Here is a 16813-nt window from a genome sequence, read left to right as displayed (position 1 = left end):
AAGAAAAGAGCCAGACCACAAGGTCTGGCTCTTCGCATGAGGTACCGTCGCAAAAACGTCGGCCTTGAGCGGCCCCTAGAGACGCCCTTGAGTCACTTAGAACTAGTGCAAGTGCACTTCGAGGGTCTCGTCAGGATCAACTTCACCGTCGCCGTCCTGGTCCGTCAGTGCCAGGTATGGAGGGTAGATGAGAGTATCCATGATGCGCTCACGGGTTGGCAGGTCAGCGAAAGCATGGTTGATGGCATTACAGGTGAGGTCGAAGAGTTCGGTGTAGCCGTAGTCGAAGGTATCGACCAAAACCATCATTTCGTCAGTCATCGTAATACCGCCCAGCAGGCGGTTGTCCGTATTGACCGTGCACGTGAAACCGTAGTCATCGAGCAAAGTAAACGGATGATCTGCGATGTTATCTACGACACCAGTCTGGACGTTGGACGTTGGGCACATCTCCAGCAGAATGCGCTGATCACGAATGAAACGCGCGACATCCTGCAGTTCGATGCCTTCCATCGATGCGGTGAAATCTTCACACGTGCGGACACCGTGGCCAAGTCGGCTAGCGCCCAACACCACAGCTTCACGCAGTGAGTCCACTCCGGCATCTTCGCCAGCGTGGATGGTGAATGGCACCAGATTCTCGCGAAGCATAGCGAAAGCTTCAGCATGGTTCGAAGGTGGGAAACCGTTCTCCGGACCAGCGATGTCAAAACCAACGACATAGTCGTGCTCAGAGTTCGAACCATGATTGTCGATGGTCAGCTGCGCGATTTCCTTAGATGTATTCTCCTGGCGCATCGCACAGATAATCAGTCGCGCGGTGATCTCTTTGCCTGCCGCATACGCAGCAGCTTCGCCCTCAATCAGACCTTCGACGACAGCGTCGATGACTTCCTGCAGGGTAAGCCCCTTTTCGAGGTGATTTTCTGGTGCCATCCGAAGTTCGGCGTAGACAACATTGTCAGCTGCGAGATCTTCCACAGCTTCGCGTGCGACACGGGCAAGAGCGTCAGCAGTCTGCATGACACCGCAGGTATGACCGAAAGCCGACAAGTACTTTGGCAGGCTGCCAGCATTACCTGCTTCGACAAACCACGCACCGAGTTCTTCGGCGTCAGTGGTCGGCAGATCCGTGTAGCCACATTCCCGGGCCAGATCCACGACAGTTTGTGGACGAAGACCACCATCAAGGTGCTCATGCAATAGAACCTTAGGCAGGGACGCTACGACTTCACGACAAATGTCTGGAGTGTTGTGCATAACCAGTCACCGTAACTGAACCTTGCCAAATACTCGACATTTAGCTGGTCGATAGGCGTGGTAGACCGCCGCGCCTAAGCATTACTGGAATCCCACGGCTTCCCTACCCAGCTTTCATTGACGGGCGCCGAATCGCCACCACCATCGTGCCGACTCATCACCGACCCTGCGCGAAAACTCCCACACCGGGTGAACCAAAGTTAATTAACTAATACAGCTATCATTATCTTCACCATGAATCGCTTCTCTTCACTTCCCATGGCGTCGTCCCTGGCTATCGCTATGCTCCTTGCTTCCACCCCTGTTGTGTCAGCACAGGACTTGACGACGACCACCGATATTGTCGGTGAACCCTCCGATGTTGAGGCACGGCCGCCAGTGTCGTCGGCAAGCAAAGATGCACCCGATGAAGGCAAATCTGCCGAAGAAGAAAAGCCTGAAGGTCCGGCGACAGAGACCCGCGATACGTCCAGATGCGATTTCCGCGTAACGCCACCGCCAGCAGTGGATACGTCAGAGATCCCCAAGCCAGGACAGCCAAGCCCAGAGCCACTGCCAGTACCAAAGACGCCTGCCGGTGGTGCGCGGATGAGCGACTGCGGTCTGATCGCTGCAGCGGGGTTCACACCGCCAGAGAAGACCACCGCATCGGCGTGGATTGTTTTTGATACGCAGACCGGTGAAGTCATTGCGACGAAGGATCCACATGGTCGCTACCGCCCAGCCTCGATTGCCAAGGTTCTGCTGGCGTTGGTCGCCATCGAAGAGCTTCCTCTAGACCAGAAGACAAAGGCGACATTCGAGGACGCTGCCATCGAAGGTTCGCGTGCCGGCATTGTCGAGGGCACAGAATACGATGTACGCACTCTCCTCCTCGGCTTGCTCATGAGCTCAGGCAACGACTGCGGTTCGGTCCTGACCCGTTTGCTCGGCGGTGAGGAAGCAACCCTCAAAAAGGTCAATGCTCTCGCCAACAAACTCGGTGCCACAGACACTCGAATTGGTAACCCGACGGGGTTAGATTCTCCCGGCCAGTCAACGTCCGCATTCGACATGGCGTTGTTCTATGCGACTGCCTTCAACAACGACACGTACCGAGAATTGAGCAGGACGCGCGAAGTTGAAATGCCCGGCAACAAGGAGCTGGAGATCGAAGGATTCACCATGTCCAACGACAACCAGCTACTTGCTTCCAACTTCGAAGGTGCGCTCGGTGGCAAGACTGGTTTCACCGACGATGCCCGCCACACCTTCGCGGGAGTCGCAGAACGAAATGGCCGTCGCCTCGGCTCAATTATTCTGGACTCTCACATCCATGAGGGTCAGCGCGCCTGGGAACAGTCCGCAGACCTGTTGGAAGCTGGCTTTGCGACGAAGCCAGGCAGCTCTGTCGGCAATTTGCAGGATCTTCCGTCAGCAAACGAAGACTCCGAAGACAAAGACGGTCTGATCAATTCCCTCATGTCGCCAGACGCTGCCGCGGGAGATACAGACACTACCCAAGGCAACCAGCAAGAGCACGCCAACAAGTCTGAGCAAGCAAAAAACTACGCCTTAGCAGCTGCCCAAAAGGAAATTTTTGGTATTCCTCTGGGAGTGGTTGCTGCTTTTGGCGTAGTTCTTATTATCGGCCTGATCACTATGGGCGGTCGCCGGGGGCGTAAGCGCACCCGGTAGCCGGCATTGTTGCTAGTGGCGTCGCAGCAACCGGGCGATTCCCCCTGGCTCAGCGGCCTCCGCACGCACATTAATCACTGCTGGTGGTGGTGCTTCGTGGACTTCGTCGGCAAGTGCTTCGCGCGTCGTAGCAGTCCACGCCGTGGCGTACATGGTGATGCGCCAGAACAAGAACAAAATCACCATCAAACCGATAATCGGACCGAAGACTGCACCAGCTGGGTTGGACAGTGCGTTGGAGAAGAACATCGAACCGAGCTGTTTCACGATTTCCAGCCCCACAGCACCAATAACGGCACCCTTGGCAGCAGACTTGATCGGAGCGCCGCCACGTGGCAGCTCAGCGAGCATCCACAAGAACAGGAGCCAGTTGGCGAGCAAACCGATGGCGATGGCAGCGATTCGAGTAAATACGCCGATGCCAGGAACATGCCCCAGGCCAACAGCTTCAATCAATGTTTTGGTCAGTCCGGAGGAACCCACTGCGGTCACGGCGAAAGTCAGGCCGATCATCACAATCATGCCAATCAGACGCAGCAAGTCGCGTCCCTTACCGGCAAGGAAGTTCTCGGCAATGATGGGGCGCTTCCACAGTGCGGTGACGCTCATGCGGAGGTTGCCCATCCAACCTAGCCCCGACCACAGTGCGGTCAAGAAACCGATGGTGAATACGCCACCAGCTTGCTCCATCGAATTCTCGATGACCTTGTTGATTGTGTCGCCCATCTGGCCATCAAGATTGTCCGCAATGTACGACTGAACTTGCGCCAGCAACTCTGCATTCCCGCGCAGAACAAACGCGAGAATTGCGAACACCAGCATTAACAGTGGGAACACCGAAAGGACCGAAAAATACGTGACTGCGGCGGCAAAATGATTACCGCCTTGGTCGGAGTAACGCTCCTGCATCCGCATAATGTGGTCAAACCACTCATGCTTGGCACGGAGCTTGTCGATCAGACCAGGGTCATCTGACGACACTCGCTCAATTCCGTATTGGTCCGTCTTCTTCGGATCAGGTCTCGTGGAAGTTGACATAACCCCACTTTAGTTCGCGTTGTTAACGTCGCGCTGCTTTTAGGAATCCAACCCGGTCGTAAACCTGCGCCAAAGTCTTCGATGCAACCTCGCGAGCACGGTCCGCGCCATCCGCAAGAATGTTCTCTAATTCAGCGGGGTCGGACATCAGCTCGTCGTAACGCGCGCGAAGTGGCGTGGTGAATGCCTCAAGAGCTTCTGCAGTGTCAGCCTTCAGATCACCGTAACGGCCACCAGAAACCTGGTACTTTTCGACGATCGCATCGACGGTATTCCCCGTCAAACAGGACTGGATAACCAGAAGGTTAGAAACGCCTGGCTTGTTTTCCTTGTCATAGCGAATCTCACCGTCGTTGTCAGTGACGGCGGACTTGATGCGCTTTGCAGACACCTTGGGGTCGTCGAGAAGGTTAACAATGCCCTTCGGGTTCGCACCCGATTTACTCATCTTGGATGTTGGCTCTTGCAAGTCGTAGATCTTTGCAGAACCTTCCAGAATGTGGCCCTCAGGCACAACAAAAGTCTTCTTGTAGCGCTGGTTGAAACGCTGCGCCAAGTTACGAGTAAGTTCCAGGTGCTGACGCTGATCTTCACCCACCGGCACCAGCTGTGGGCGGTAGAGCAGAATATCTGCAGCCATCAGCATTGGGTAAGCAAACAGACCAGCCGAGGTGTGGTCCGAACCTTGACGCGCCGACTTGTCCTTGAACTGGGTCATGCGCGATGCCTCACCGAAGCCAGTCATGCAAGTCAAAACCCACGACAATTCTGCGTGCTCTGGTACGTGCGACTGAACGAACAGGACCGACTTAGCCGGATCAATGCCAAGGGCAATCAGCTGTGCAGCACCGGCAATGGTGCGCTTGCGCAACTCCTTTGGATCCTGCTGCACAGTAATCGCATGCAAATCCGGAATGAAGTAATACGCATCGAAATCGTCCTGCAGACCAATCCACTGTTGAACTGCTCCAAGGTAATTGCCCAGGTGGTAAGAGTCAGCTGTTGGCTGAATACCTGAAAGAACTCGCTGACGACGAGTACCTGCGACACCGGTATTGCCACCGGGAGTTGAAGCTGTGTTGTCCGTTGCGGAATCCTGCATGTCGTTCATGGCTGTCAAGTCTAGTTCTGCATGCTAAGAAAAGTCCCGTTGGGCTAACGTTTCCGCCTTGCTTGCTTGACGCGCACTATTTTTGGCTGTCGCCGTTCTGACTATCGTCGTAAGGCTCAGCTGAATGCTGAGTTGCCTTCATCCGGGCAGCCAGCTGCTGCACAGCGCGCATAGCTGCGGCATTCGGCTCCGTTGGGTACAGAGCCCGAACAAGGGCAACTGCAGCACGGGTGCCGTGCTCTTCCAAAACCCGAGTTACGCGATCCCGCTCCCCCGCGGTGAGCTCAACTGGTGCAGCTGGCGGGCGTTGGAAATAGGCAGCCGCGACGACGACACCCAGCAAAGCAACAAGACCAATGGTCAGCCACGGTGCCCAGCGGTAAATGAAGGACAACACGATCAGGGCGATAATGATGCCCGACATGAGAATCGGCCACACGCGCACCGAATGCTCTTCGCCGCGAATACTGCGCGCTAGTGAGTCGAAATCGACTGACGACTGCGTGATTGCCTGAAACTCACGCTCCAGCTCGGCATCACGGTCTGGCTGGCTCAGATTGGCGTGGTCGAAGTTATTGCGACCGACGCCCTGTCGGCCAAGATCTGGCAGCCGTAGCGGATCGTGGTCTCCCGTCGGGCCATCGACAGGACCATTCCAGCGGGGTCCATGTGTGCGATCGTCCACTACGATCCCCCTTCGTGTTTGCGTTCCAGCAATTGAAACTTCCAGTGAGATACTGGAGCCAAATTAGAAGCCAGGATAAGCCCTACCCCGTATAAATGTCATTGTACGACCGCAATTGTTATCCACAAGAACCCGGGTATCACTGAACCGTCATCTGAGTTACTGAAGTCCCCGCATCCTGTACGTACACTAGGGCTATGTTGAAACAGCGTAGCTCATCAATCACTCGAATTACCTTTGTTGCATCGCTGTTAAGTCTTGGCATGTTGTTCAGTGGCTGCACGATCGGCGATGTCGCCGAATCCGGAGGCGATGTCCAACAACCTGCTGAACAGGCCACAATTACGAAAAAAGCCCCATCCAACGATGGGCCACAGCCCACACCGTCTGCAGCTCAACCATCATCGGACGCGACTGATGCTCGGGCGGGAGCGTCGTCACGCTCGCAGGAACGGAAGCGAACACCCATGGGAAACGTAGATCTTTCAGGTAGAACCATTTACCTTGATCCGGGGCATGCAGCGGTGATGCAAACTCCGATGACGCAGGTGACGGACGGGCGGGGTGGAATGAAGCCATGCCAAGTCAGTGGAACAAACGCTAATGATGGCTGGCCCGAGCACACGTTCAATTGGGAGATGGCTCAAGTTCTGCGGAAGAAACTAGAAGCAGCAGGCGCAACTGTTGCGTTGTCCCGCCCCGATGACACCGGCCAAGCGGACTGCATTGATGTTCGCACGGAGAAAGAGAATGCGTCGAACGCTGACGTGGTGTTGAGCTTGCATGCAGATGGTGCCGGCGAAGGTAATCGCGGTTTCCACATCATCACCGTGGCTGATCCACTGCCGGGCAATCAAGCTGACAAATCCGAGTCCCTGGCCACAGCTCTGCGCGATGCTTTTGTCGCTGCTTCCCTCACCCCTTCCAACTATTTGGGGCAAAACGGCATCGACTACCGTGCGGACCTCACTGGGCTGAACTTGTCGACGAAGCCGAAGGTGCTCATCGAATTTGGCAATATGCGGGACTCGGAAGATATCGCTCTATTGCAGTCCCCAGATGGTCAGGCAACGTTTGCCGATGCCATTGTCAAAGGTGTTGCTGCATCGCTAGGTAGCTAGAAATCTAGTTGGGCAACTGAGACCTGCGCGTTAGACACTGCAACTCTGCTTCTGAGTCGTACTATTCGGATAACGTTTCCGAGCTAGAAATGGTGTGTCTCGCGTGGTTCTCGTCGCTACCGTCGCTATTGTCGCACTTCTGCTCCCCGGCCTGATTGTTGGGCTGGCGTCAGGAGTCCGTGCCGAGTCGTCAATCGCTGCTGCCCCGGTCGTTAGCATCGGCATTTTCGGTTACGCAGCCTGGCTCTGCGGAGAATTGGAGCTGCCATTCAACTGGTGGACTGCGATCGCCGCCACCATTTTCGCTGTTGCCGTAGCCTTCCTGCTCGCCCGCTATGTGCCGATCACCAATCGTTTGAGGTCTGAGAAAGAACCGCAATCTCGCGCTCAACGTATTGCTGATCGCCCGTTTCGCATTCTCCTTGCCACGATTGTCACCGCCACCACAGCTATCGGAATTGGCCGTGGTCTGAGCGGGATTGCAGGTCTCAGCGATGGTCCGGGAACTCTGCGAGAAGCCTGGGATATGCACTGGCACTACAACTTCTTGCGTTTCATATCGGACACCGGCATCGCGTCGCCAACGCGAGCGGGCGAGCTCATGCATCAGGAGACGAAGAATCCTGACTTCTATCCTTCTGCTTGGCATGCCGTGGCATCATTGCTTCCTGGTGATGTTTTCACGCAGGCCAATATGTTCGCGGTTGTCGCACCGGCTGTGATTCTACCCGCTGGCGTCGCTTACCTTACGACGGTCGTCGCTGGCCGCGCATGGGCTATCATCGCAGCTCCCGCAGCAACTATCGCATCCCTTGCTATCCCGCAGCTGTGGGTTTCCCTCCTAGCCACGTCATCCATGCCGTACCTACTGTCAGTGACGGCGATCGCCTCAACTACTGCGTTGCTTATTCGTGGCCACAGCGTTCTGGCTGTGCTGGCCATTATCGGTGTGATGCTCACTCACCCTGCCTCGGGCATTACCGTGGCATTATTTGCTGCGCTGTGGTGGCTGTGCCGACCTCGCTTCGGCTCCGCGCTTCGCCTAGCTCTGACTGGTCTCGCGACGGCAGGTCTGATCCTGCCCATCTTGGTGTCCGCGTTTGGCCTCGGCGAAGAAGTCGCCGGATTTACTGGACAGGCAGATATTTCCCGTGGCAAGTCCATGTGGTGGGCGCTCACCGGAACTAACACTCACACCACCGAAATTCCAACCAACTGGATTCTGCTGGTTCTGGTGATTCTGGGCTTATTGGTGTTTGCTTTTCGACGACGACCGTGGACTCCATGGCCAACTATTGCGTTTCTCGTCATGTGGTTTATCGCGGACAATGCGCAGGTCCGTTACTCCGATCCGCTGGGCGAATGGATACGTTTCGTTGGCTCGTTCTACTACGACATGGCATACCGATTGCAGGCACCAATGGATATTCTGCGTCTGCTGGCATTGGGTGTTGCTGTTGCGGCGCTGGTTCGTAGAGCGGGACTGGTCGTCGAAAAGCTGCGTGGAGTAGATGAGACCCCAGCACCGGCAACGTCAGAGAAACGCAAGCTTGTGGGCGTTCTCGCTATCGGTACGGTTGCTACGCTCGCTTTGGTACCGACCACCTGGGGTAGCGAGGCGTTTTACCGAGAGGCAGTGCAACGCAGTGACGGCGATGAATTGTTGCCTCCGTCAGATGTTGAAGCGCTGGACTGGTTAGCACAGCAACCTCATGCGTTTGAGGGCCTCATTTTGCACAATCTGCACGATGGGTCCGGCTTGATGTACGCGACTCATGGTTTGCCAAGCTTGTTCCGTCATTTCAGCTGGCCGGAAGACAAGGCGGTGTACTCAAAGAAGGCACTGCACAATGTGGACTTGGCTGGTGGAGGTGTGCCTGGAAATCCCGATGCGGATAACCCTGTCGATGTAGCGCTGCAGAAGTTAAATGTTCGGTACGTCTTCGTTGCGCCACCAGATGTGCGGGGAAATTCCAATCTGTTAGCGCTTCATTCTTGGGCGACGTGGTCGCACGGGTTGACTCCGGTGTATCAAAACACGTCGGCCACGGTTTACGCTGTCACGTCGCGTTTCACTGATACCCAGCTCGAAGCCATCAAGGAGTCATCTCCGCATCCGCCCGGCGCGCCGAACCCAGTATGGGTACCACCACGCCAGCCGATCGTCGCCCCGCCGACTGAGCTTAAAGACCCACTTCGGGACGCTACTGTCGCGTTAGTTGTGCGAAAGACGGGTACTGCAGATGTCGACAAGCAGCTGGCTCGACTTCAGAAGGACGCTTCGGCCCTGATAACGAAACGAGGTGCTCGCGTTGTCAATGCACAGTCCGCGCAGTCAGCTCAGCTACAAGGGGCTGCACTCACCGTCACTATTGGCCGTGATGTGCATGGAAAGCCATCGAGCGGTTTCGCCGTTTCAGGGCACTACCCCACTGGCCACGGCATATTGGCTAATACAGACGTGCCATTTCATACCATCGACAGTGTCCGACCAACGTGGCAATTAGCCGCAAGCCTGCGCGATGCACTTACTTTCCACAATCTGGGTCCCGCTTCCACTTTCGAGGAAGACGGTGCACCATCAGACCTCATTAGTGGGCTGTACCCAAGGGAAGTGTCCGCTGCAGGTAATGCACGTCCAGTTGTTGCAGACGTATCCACCGGATCGACCGACGATCTCTCTGATCAGTGGACCCGCACCAGCTATGCGAAGGGCATCGCTGACGGCATTGCCTCGGCGCTGCGCCAAAACCCTGAACTCCTCGCGATGCCTGCAGTTAGGTCACCAGCATCTACTGCCCCAGCTGCTGCACCCCGGACTACAGCGCCCCGGAATTCAGCGCCAGCGACTACTGGTACTCGACGATGACAGGTGCGTGGTCAGTCCAGCGCAGATCGTAGGCTGCTGGCTTCTCTACCCGTGCGCTGATTGCTCGATCAAGCATCGGCTTCGTAGCTGCCTGGTAGTCGATGCGCCACCCAGCGTCGGTATCGAACGCCTTGCCACGGTAGGTCCACCATGACCATGGACCATCGGCCTCTGGATGCAGACGACGCATAACATCGAACCACACTGGATCCTCATTCAGAGCCGGTGGCATCCACTGCGAACCATCCGTGAATGCACCTGCAGCACGCTCTCGATCAGTCGCATTGACATGTGTGCTCTGTGGTTCCGAATCTGGCCAACACCCAAACACCGAGTCCATCCACGCACGCTCCTGTGGCAGGAAGCCACTCTTGGTGCGATTCGTCTTCCAGTTCTTCAGGTCTTGTTCGCGGTGACAAATATTCCAGTCGCCGCCCACAACCGCGAGCCCACCGGCGCGTCCGCGCTCCTCCAGGTATGGACCGAACGCATCGAGGAAGCGGTACTTCTCGTCCTGCTTTTCGCTTTTCGACGATCCGCTTGGAAGGTACAAACTTGCTACTCGAAGGTCGTCGCCAAGTCCGGAGTCGGCAGCTGACACCGTCGCCGAAATGTACCGACCTGAACCACCAAACTCGTCAGAGTTGAATCCAACCTGGACATCGCTCAACGGCACTCGGGAAAGAATGCCGACACCTGCGCGTCCCTTAAAGTGCTCGTTCTCAGCACCGACCCAGTGCCATCCATCGTCGATGGCAGGAGCAAGTGCTGCCGTTGCTTGCACATCTGTCGCGCGAACTTCCTGCACAAGAACGACATCTGCTGAAGTGTCCCGCAACCACGGGATCATGCCGAGATTGGTTTCACTGCGTTCTTTCACAGCTGCGCGGATCCCGTTGACGTTAAGAGTGGCAATCGTAAAGGTCATAGTTGCCCAGCGTACTTAGTGGGCATTGAGCGTGGTTTGTGCCCTATCAGAACGTCGTCGTAAAGCGATTGCAGGAATGGTGACCAAAATTGCGGCGAGTGCGAGCACTGCACCTCCCAATGCCGGCGCGCGGTAGCCAAGACCAGCAGCAATGAGAGCACCACCCAGTGCGGCGCCACCAGCATTGGCCATATTGAGTGCGGCTTGGTTGAGCGCAGCAGCAAGAGTTTGGGCGCGACCGGCAACATCCATCAGACGAGTTTGGAGATTCGGTACGAGGACGGAACCAAGGAAACCGATGACACCGAAGTTAATGATCGCAGCAAGTGAATTCTGAGAGGTGAAATAGAAGGACACGAGAGCAATGATCATTGCGACAAAAGTCCAGACAATGCCCCACTCGCCGACGCGGTCTGCGACCCAGCCACCAGCGTAGGTGCCAATGATCATCCCGATGCCGTATGCCATGAGCACAATCCAAATGAGATTCTCAGGGAATCCGGCTACCTCTGTCATGGTCCACGTGATGTAGGTGTATACGCAAAACATGCCGCCGAAACCGATGGTGCCCATCGCCACGGTGAACCACACCTGTGGAGTCGCGAGTGCACCAAGCTCCTCGATGGGTCTTGTCTTGGGCATGCGATTCATGTGCGGAACCACGAACCATAAACTCAGCAAGGCGGCGACACCGATGATCGCAACCATGAGGAATGCCGCCCGCCAACCGAACTGATGCCCCAGCGCCTGGGCTGCAGGTACACCAGCGACCGTCGCAACGGACAGCCCCATCCCGGACATTGCTACGGCTCGTCCTCGCTTACCTGGAGGCGCTAGTGATGCGGCGACTAACGCTGCAACCGAGAAATACGCACCGTGGGGAAAGCCCGCAACGAACCGCGACACCATGACTGCACCGAAAGATCCGAGTGAGCCGGCCCATACAGTCGCTGCGTTACCAATAGTGAAGGCTGTCATCAGGATCAGCAGCATGCGGCGCCGCGGGACAGAACCGGTCAGCACCGTAATAAGAGGTGCGCCAACGACAACGCCGAGTGCGTACATCGAGATCACAGCTCCTGACTGCGCTTCGCTCCGCCCGAAATCGTCCGCAATATATGGAAGCAGCCCCATGGCTACGAATTCCGTGACACCAATACCAAACGCGCCTACGGACAAGGCAATGATGACCAAGTTCCTCCGCAGGTTGGTGATGTCGTCCTGACGTGGCAGTGGTTTCCGACTAAACCGCTTATCCGTGTTCTTGTCTCCGGATGTGACCGGTCGTGTTGTCATAAAGAAAATGACTCCTAGCTGTACAGATCAGATGTACTTGGGATGCCTTAGTGAGGTAATTCTGGCGGTTCCTCGTGGGGCGCGCCAATGATCTTCACTACGCGACGAGTGATTGCGCCATGAAGCGTGTAATCATAACGCCGACCAAGCCCGCGTCGTGAACCGAGATAGTTAAGCGGGTTTCTGGTAGTTTTCCGATTGTTTGCACTTCGTAAGTTCTCAGACAAAAGCAGGTCGGACCGTTCTTGGAGTGAGTTCGGCTACTGCGATTCGAAATACAGCAGGGATTCACTTTGACTAATCATTACGACTTTTACAGTCACCTCAATCTTTCCAAGACCATGACGTCTCAGGAGATCGGCCAGGAGCTGAATTCTCGCCTTACCCAGCTGCACTCGCAGGGCGTACCTGAGCAAGATGCCCGCGTGCAGGAGCAGCTTGCCGCGATGGCAATTCTGGCGAACCCAATGAATCGGGAAAAGTACGACTCCCGTCTTGCAGATGACTCGGCTCCAGATATGACTATTTCGAGCCTTCGTACGTTGGCCCAGACTGGTTCTTTCGGTGATAATCACGTGAGTCCGACACCTGGCGCAACCCCTTCGGTCCCAGACTCTCAGTCGACGACTCCGCTGTCTTCGCCTGACGACGACTCGACGACCGTTATGAACAGCACAAAGAAGGGTGACTCCGCCAACGAGTCCCCTACCCAGGTTGTTCCCTCAGTTTCTGATTCCGCGTCCTCGGGTTCCGCCCCATCAGACGACAAGGACTCCGAAAAGACCGCGAGCTTCGGCCCTGGCGCTGCCAACGCTGTAGGAATGGCGGGCGCAGCTGGTGTCGCCGGAGTCGCTGGTGCTGCTGGTCTCGCGGGAACATCAAAGCATTCGGCTGATTCGTCCATGTCTGCATCCCCGAACATGCCATCGTCCTCGAACATGCCGTCCGCGTCGAGCATGCCGTCCGCGTCGAGCATGCCGTCCGCGTCGACAGGGTCTCCTGCGTTCTCTTCGTCGCAGAGCCAGCCGATGCACAACCAGGTTGACCGGGAGCAGTCGCAGTTTAACCAGCCAATGGCATCGCAGATGCAGAATCAGCAGATGCAGAGCCAGCAGGCCCCAGCACAGCAGATGCAAGCGGCATCGGCTCCAAAGCCAGCAGCAAATTACATCGATGTCCCAGAGCTTTCTGACAACCCTGGTTACAAAGAGCTCATCGATCGCCTGCCGATGATCCCGAAGGTCCTCGCAGGTTTGCTCACCGGCATCAGCGCGGTATCTGCTATCAATCTGCTGCTCAACATGGTGCGAAGCTTCCTCCTGGACGACGGCAGCTCCAGCAGCTCGTCCAGCTTGGATTTCAGCGGCTTTGACGACGTCTTGACCGCAGCCACCATGCCAGTGTCATTGACGATGTCATTGCTCGTCATTGTTATCTGCATGAACTGGGTGGGGCGAGTACTGCGCGGTCGCGATGCAACGTATGCGATTCCTTTCGGTGCTACTTTCGGCGCGCTGGCCGTTATTTCTTTGGCGCACCTCGGTTTGGCCATCTTTGTTGATGAAGGTTTCGACATCGCGGTAGCCATCGTGGGTGTCCTTGTCTTCGGCGCAGTGGTCGCACTCGGTTTCATGCCAGACACTCAGCAGTGGTTCAAGGGCAAGATGAAGGAACCTTCTCAGCAGCCAGCACCAGCCAACGTCGCACCACAGCAGTTTGGCTCTGCTACCCCACAGGCCCAGCAGCCACAACAGCAGATGCAGCAGCAGGATCCAAGCCAGTTCTTCCAGAACCCGCAGGATCAGCAGAAAAACTCCTCCCAGGGATTTGGACAGTAGTTTCGCGATCGCCTGACCTGCTACCACGCTAAAAGACGGGGTTTATACCCCGTCTTTTGTCATTTCTTGGGCTAGGCAATTTCTCGTGACGGCACTGCTTTTCAACGCCGACAGTAGCTACGAAGCACGAAGCTTCAAGTGGGCCGTCGCAAAGCGAAAAATAGTGGATTTTTCGCCCAAAAGTAAGGGCAAGTCAATCTAGGTTTATACATTCATCTATTGAGCTAGATCACTGTTTTTGCAGGCCACCGCGAGTGACCCTGGACACACTTTAGTGGCGGAGTTAATGACGGTTGTTCGTTTGGGGTTAACACTGTGCGAGCCTGTTCCGCAATTTGGGTTATCGTGGAAGCCAACAGTTTTGAGATTTTGCCGAAGATCCTGCAGAAATTAGGAGTTTTACCTACTATGGCGACAATCATTTGGACTCGCACCGACGAAGCACCACTTCTCGCGACCTACTCGCTGAAGCCAATCGTCGAAGCGTTTGCCAGCCAGGCTGGAATCAATGTGGAGACCCGCGACATCTCGCTCGCTGGCCGTATCCTCTCCCAGTTCCCTGAGCGTCTGACCGAAGAGCAGCAGATCCCAGACGAGCTGTCTGCACTGGGTGAAATGGTGAAGCAGCCTGATGCGAACATCATCAAGCTTCCTAACATCTCCGCTTCTGTTCCACAGATCGAGCGCGCAATCGCCGAGCTGCAGGAAAAGGGCTACGACATCCCTGACTACGTCGCACAGCCTGAAACCGACGAGGAGAAGGCTGACCGCGCCAAGTTCGACAAGGTCAAGGGTTCCGCTGTGAACCCAGTTCTGCGTGAGGGCAACTCCGACCGCCGTGCTCCAGAGCCAGTGAAGAACTTCGCTCGCAAGCACCCACACCGCATGGGCGAATGGTCGAAGGACTCCAAGACCAACGTCGCAACCATGTCTTCCAACGACTTCCGCCACAACGAGAAGTCGGTTGTTATGGAGGCAGACGACTCCCTGACCTACCGCCTCATTGACAACGCTGGTGAAGAGATCATCCTGAAGAAGGACATGCCAGTCCTGAAGGGCGAGGTCATCGACGGCACCGGCATTAACGTCCACATTCTGTCGAACTTCCTGCGCGCACAGATCCACCGCGCGAAGCGCGAGAACATCCTGTTCTCCGTGCACATGAAGGCAACCATGATGAAGGTCTCTGACCCACTGATCTTCGGTGAAGTCATCAAGGCATTCTTCCCATCGGTTTACCCTAAGTTCGAGCAGACTCTGGCTGATGCGAACCTGACTCCCGACAATGGTCTGGGTGCAATCCTGGACGGTTTGAATGAACTCGACGAGGCCGTTGCAGCAGAAATCAAGGCTGCTTTCGACAAGGATCTCGCCGAAGGCCCAGCGCTGTACATGGTGAACTCCGACAAGGGCATCACCAACCTGCACGTTCCTTCCGACGTCATCATTGACGCTTCGATGCCAGCAATGATCCGCAATGGCGGCAAGGGCTGGGGCCCATCCGGCGAAGAAGCAGACACTCTGGCTGTTATTCCAGACTCCTCCTACGCAGGCGTTTACCAGACGGTCATCGACGACTGCCGTGAAAACGGCGCATACGACCCAGCAACCATGGGCTCTGTACCAAACGTTGGCTTGATGGCTCAGAAGGCCGAGGAGTACGGCTCCCACGACAAGACTTTCCAGATCCCAACTGATGGTGTCATGCAGGTCGTCAACTCCAAGGGCGACGTCCTCATCGAGCACCACGTTGCAGAGGGCGACATCTGGCGCTCCTGCCAGACCAAGGATGCACCAATCCGCGACTGGGTAAAGCTCGCTGTGAACCGCGCACGCGCAACCGGCGACCCAGCAGTGTTCTGGCTCGACCCAGCTCGTGCCCACGATGCGAACCTGATCGCCAAGGTTGAGGAATACCTGAAGGACCACGACACCGAGGGCCTCGACATCCGCATCATGGATCCAGTGGCCGCTACCCAGCTGTCCGTGGACCGTATCCGCGAGGGCAAGAACACCATTTCGGTGACCGGCAACGTCCTGCGTGACTTCCTGACCGACCTGTTCCCAATCATGGAGCTGGGCACCTCTGCAAAGATGCTGTCCGTGGTTCCTTTGATGGCAGGTGGCGGCCTCTTCGAGACCGGCGCTGGTGGTTCCGCACCTAAGCACGTCGAGCAGGTTCTCGAAGAGAACCACCTCCGCTGGGATTCCCTGGGCGAATTCCTGGCACTGGCAGAGTCCCTGCGCTACGCAGCTGCTCACGACGACGACCCACGCGCAGATGTCATCGCTGCTGCACTGGACCGCGCTACCGCTACCCTGCTGGATGAGGGCAAGTCCCCATCCCGTAAGGCTGGCGAGATCGACAACCGCGGTTCCCACTTCTACCTGGCTCTGTACTGGGCACAGGAACTGGCAGCACAGGACGACAACGCTGAGCTGAAGGAAACCTTCGCCCCAGTTGCTAAGGCACTGGCAGAGAAGGAAGAGTCCATCGCAGCTGCACTCATCGAGTGCCAGGGCTCCCCTGCAGACCTGGGTGGCTACTTCCTCCCAGACAACGAGAAGACCTCCGCAGTGATGCGTCCTTCCGCAGAGTTCAACGAGATCATCGACGCCCTGCGCAAGTAAGCACTCGCACGCGATAGTCGCCATAAAAGCTTTGTAGCTTTTGCTGGCATTGCCGCTGTGACCCCATGTGGGTCACAGCGGTTTTTTCTTTTGCTTCAGTGCCATGCCCTCATTCGTCCACTTATGACCTTGGCAGCAACATTTCAGCTGGTTTTTCGGCCCAGAATGTTGCCAACTCGGTCATAAGTCGCGGGTGAAGCCTGCCCAGCCGTCAGAAGCCACACACCACATACCGCTTGGACTGTTACGGAATCCACCCTGCCGCAATCCCCCAGCATAAAACCCTTCGACCAGCCACTTCAAGCACCGCTTGCAATAGACAGCTTGGTTCATTAATGTTCTTCTCACCGGCATTCACT

The 16813-nt window shown here is 56.3% G+C and carries 11 protein-coding genes; 5 read left to right on the top strand and 6 right to left on the bottom strand.

The window, feature by feature from the left end:
- Positions 1 to 102: 102 nt before the first annotated feature.
- Positions 103 to 1260: an adenosine deaminase gene (locus WG934_RS02415; protein WP_339977199.1), complete on the bottom strand. Its 1158-nt coding sequence runs from the start codon at positions 1258 to 1260 to the stop codon at positions 103 to 105.
- A gap of 234 nt (positions 1261 to 1494) precedes the next feature.
- Here WG934_RS02415 and WG934_RS02410 point away from each other — a divergent pair, with 234 nt between their 5' ends.
- Positions 1495 to 2937 (top strand): D-alanyl-D-alanine carboxypeptidase family protein, encoded by a 1443-nt coding sequence (locus tag WG934_RS02410; protein WP_339988549.1) that lies wholly within the window; start codon positions 1495 to 1497, stop codon positions 2935 to 2937.
- 12 nt (positions 2938 to 2949) lie between these two features.
- Here WG934_RS02410 and WG934_RS02405 read toward each other — a convergent pair whose 3' ends face one another.
- The 3 genes from WG934_RS02405 to WG934_RS02395 all read right to left on the bottom strand — a co-directional run bounded on the left by WG934_RS02405 (position 2950) and on the right by WG934_RS02395 (position 5771).
- Positions 2950 to 3975 (bottom strand): YhjD/YihY/BrkB family envelope integrity protein, encoded by a 1026-nt coding sequence (locus tag WG934_RS02405; protein ID WP_339988548.1) that lies wholly within the window; start codon positions 3973 to 3975, stop codon positions 2950 to 2952.
- Positions 3976 to 3997: 22 nt separating this feature from the next.
- On the bottom strand, positions 3998 to 5077 hold the full coding sequence (trpS, locus tag WG934_RS02400; RefSeq protein ID WP_445228198.1) for a tryptophan--tRNA ligase: 1080 nt from the start codon (positions 5075 to 5077) through the stop codon (positions 3998 to 4000).
- An 85-nt stretch (positions 5078 to 5162) separates the two neighbouring features.
- Positions 5163 to 5771: a hypothetical protein gene (locus WG934_RS02395; protein WP_339977191.1), complete on the bottom strand. Its 609-nt coding sequence runs from the start codon at positions 5769 to 5771 to the stop codon at positions 5163 to 5165.
- A gap of 197 nt (positions 5772 to 5968) precedes the next feature.
- On the opposite strand from WG934_RS02395, the gene WG934_RS02390 reads away from it, so the two are divergent.
- Both WG934_RS02390 and WG934_RS02385 read left to right on the top strand, forming a co-directional pair.
- Complete coding sequence (locus WG934_RS02390) at positions 5969 to 6892, top strand: N-acetylmuramoyl-L-alanine amidase (protein ID WP_339988545.1); 924 nt, start codon at positions 5969 to 5971, stop codon at positions 6890 to 6892.
- Between the two features lie 103 nt (positions 6893 to 6995).
- On the top strand, positions 6996 to 9761 hold the full coding sequence (locus WG934_RS02385; RefSeq protein ID WP_339988543.1) for a DUF6541 family protein: 2766 nt from the start codon (positions 6996 to 6998) through the stop codon (positions 9759 to 9761).
- On the opposite strand, the gene WG934_RS02380 is transcribed toward WG934_RS02385, so the two are convergent.
- Positions 9742 to 10689: an exodeoxyribonuclease III gene (locus WG934_RS02380; RefSeq protein WP_339977185.1), complete on the bottom strand. Its 948-nt coding sequence runs from the start codon at positions 10687 to 10689 to the stop codon at positions 9742 to 9744. The genes WG934_RS02385 and WG934_RS02380 overlap by 20 nt on opposite strands.
- A gap of 15 nt (positions 10690 to 10704) precedes the next feature.
- Positions 10705 to 11985 (bottom strand): MFS transporter, encoded by a 1281-nt coding sequence (locus WG934_RS02375; protein ID WP_339988541.1) that lies wholly within the window; start codon positions 11983 to 11985, stop codon positions 10705 to 10707.
- A 293-nt stretch (positions 11986 to 12278) separates the two neighbouring features.
- Between WG934_RS02375 and WG934_RS02370 the strand changes: the two genes are divergently transcribed.
- Both WG934_RS02370 and WG934_RS02365 read left to right on the top strand, forming a co-directional pair.
- Positions 12279 to 13823: a hypothetical protein gene (locus WG934_RS02370; RefSeq protein ID WP_339988540.1), complete on the top strand. Its 1545-nt coding sequence runs from the start codon at positions 12279 to 12281 to the stop codon at positions 13821 to 13823.
- Positions 13824 to 14231: 408 nt separating this feature from the next.
- On the top strand, positions 14232 to 16454 hold the full coding sequence (locus tag WG934_RS02365) for an NADP-dependent isocitrate dehydrogenase (RefSeq protein ID WP_339988539.1): 2223 nt from the start codon (positions 14232 to 14234) through the stop codon (positions 16452 to 16454).
- The last annotated feature ends 359 nt before the right edge of the window (positions 16455 to 16813 follow it).

The sequence above is a fragment of the Corynebacterium sp. H78 genome, from assembly GCF_037572275.1.
Classification (GTDB): Bacteria; Actinomycetota; Actinomycetes; order Mycobacteriales; family Mycobacteriaceae; genus Corynebacterium.
The sequence above is the reverse complement of the archived record's forward strand: the minus strand, read 5'-3'. Positions and strand labels throughout refer to the sequence as shown.

What these genes read in the sequence shown, in the direction of transcription:
- WG934_RS02415 (WP_339977199.1), bottom strand. Translation starts at nt 1,260, where the DNA reads ATGCACAACACTCCAGACATTTGTCGTGAAGTCGTAGCGTCCCTGCCT.
- WG934_RS02410 (WP_339988549.1), top strand. Translation starts at nt 1,495, where the DNA reads ATGAATCGCTTCTCTTCACTTCCCATGGCGTCGTCCCTGGCTATCGCT.
- WG934_RS02405 (WP_339988548.1), bottom strand. Translation starts at nt 3,975, where the DNA reads ATGTCAACTTCCACGAGACCTGATCCGAAGAAGACGGACCAATACGGA.
- trpS (WP_445228198.1), bottom strand. Translation starts at nt 5,077, where the DNA reads ATGCAGGATTCCGCAACGGACAACACAGCTTCAACTCCCGGTGGCAAT.
- WG934_RS02390 (WP_339988545.1), top strand. Translation starts at nt 5,969, where the DNA reads ATGTTGAAACAGCGTAGCTCATCAATCACTCGAATTACCTTTGTTGCA.
- WG934_RS02380 (WP_339977185.1), bottom strand. Translation starts at nt 10,689, where the DNA reads ATGACCTTTACGATTGCCACTCTTAACGTCAACGGGATCCGCGCAGCT.
- WG934_RS02375 (WP_339988541.1), bottom strand. Translation starts at nt 11,985, where the DNA reads ATGACAACACGACCGGTCACATCCGGAGACAAGAACACGGATAAGCGG.
- WG934_RS02365 (WP_339988539.1), top strand. Translation starts at nt 14,232, where the DNA reads ATGGCGACAATCATTTGGACTCGCACCGACGAAGCACCACTTCTCGCG.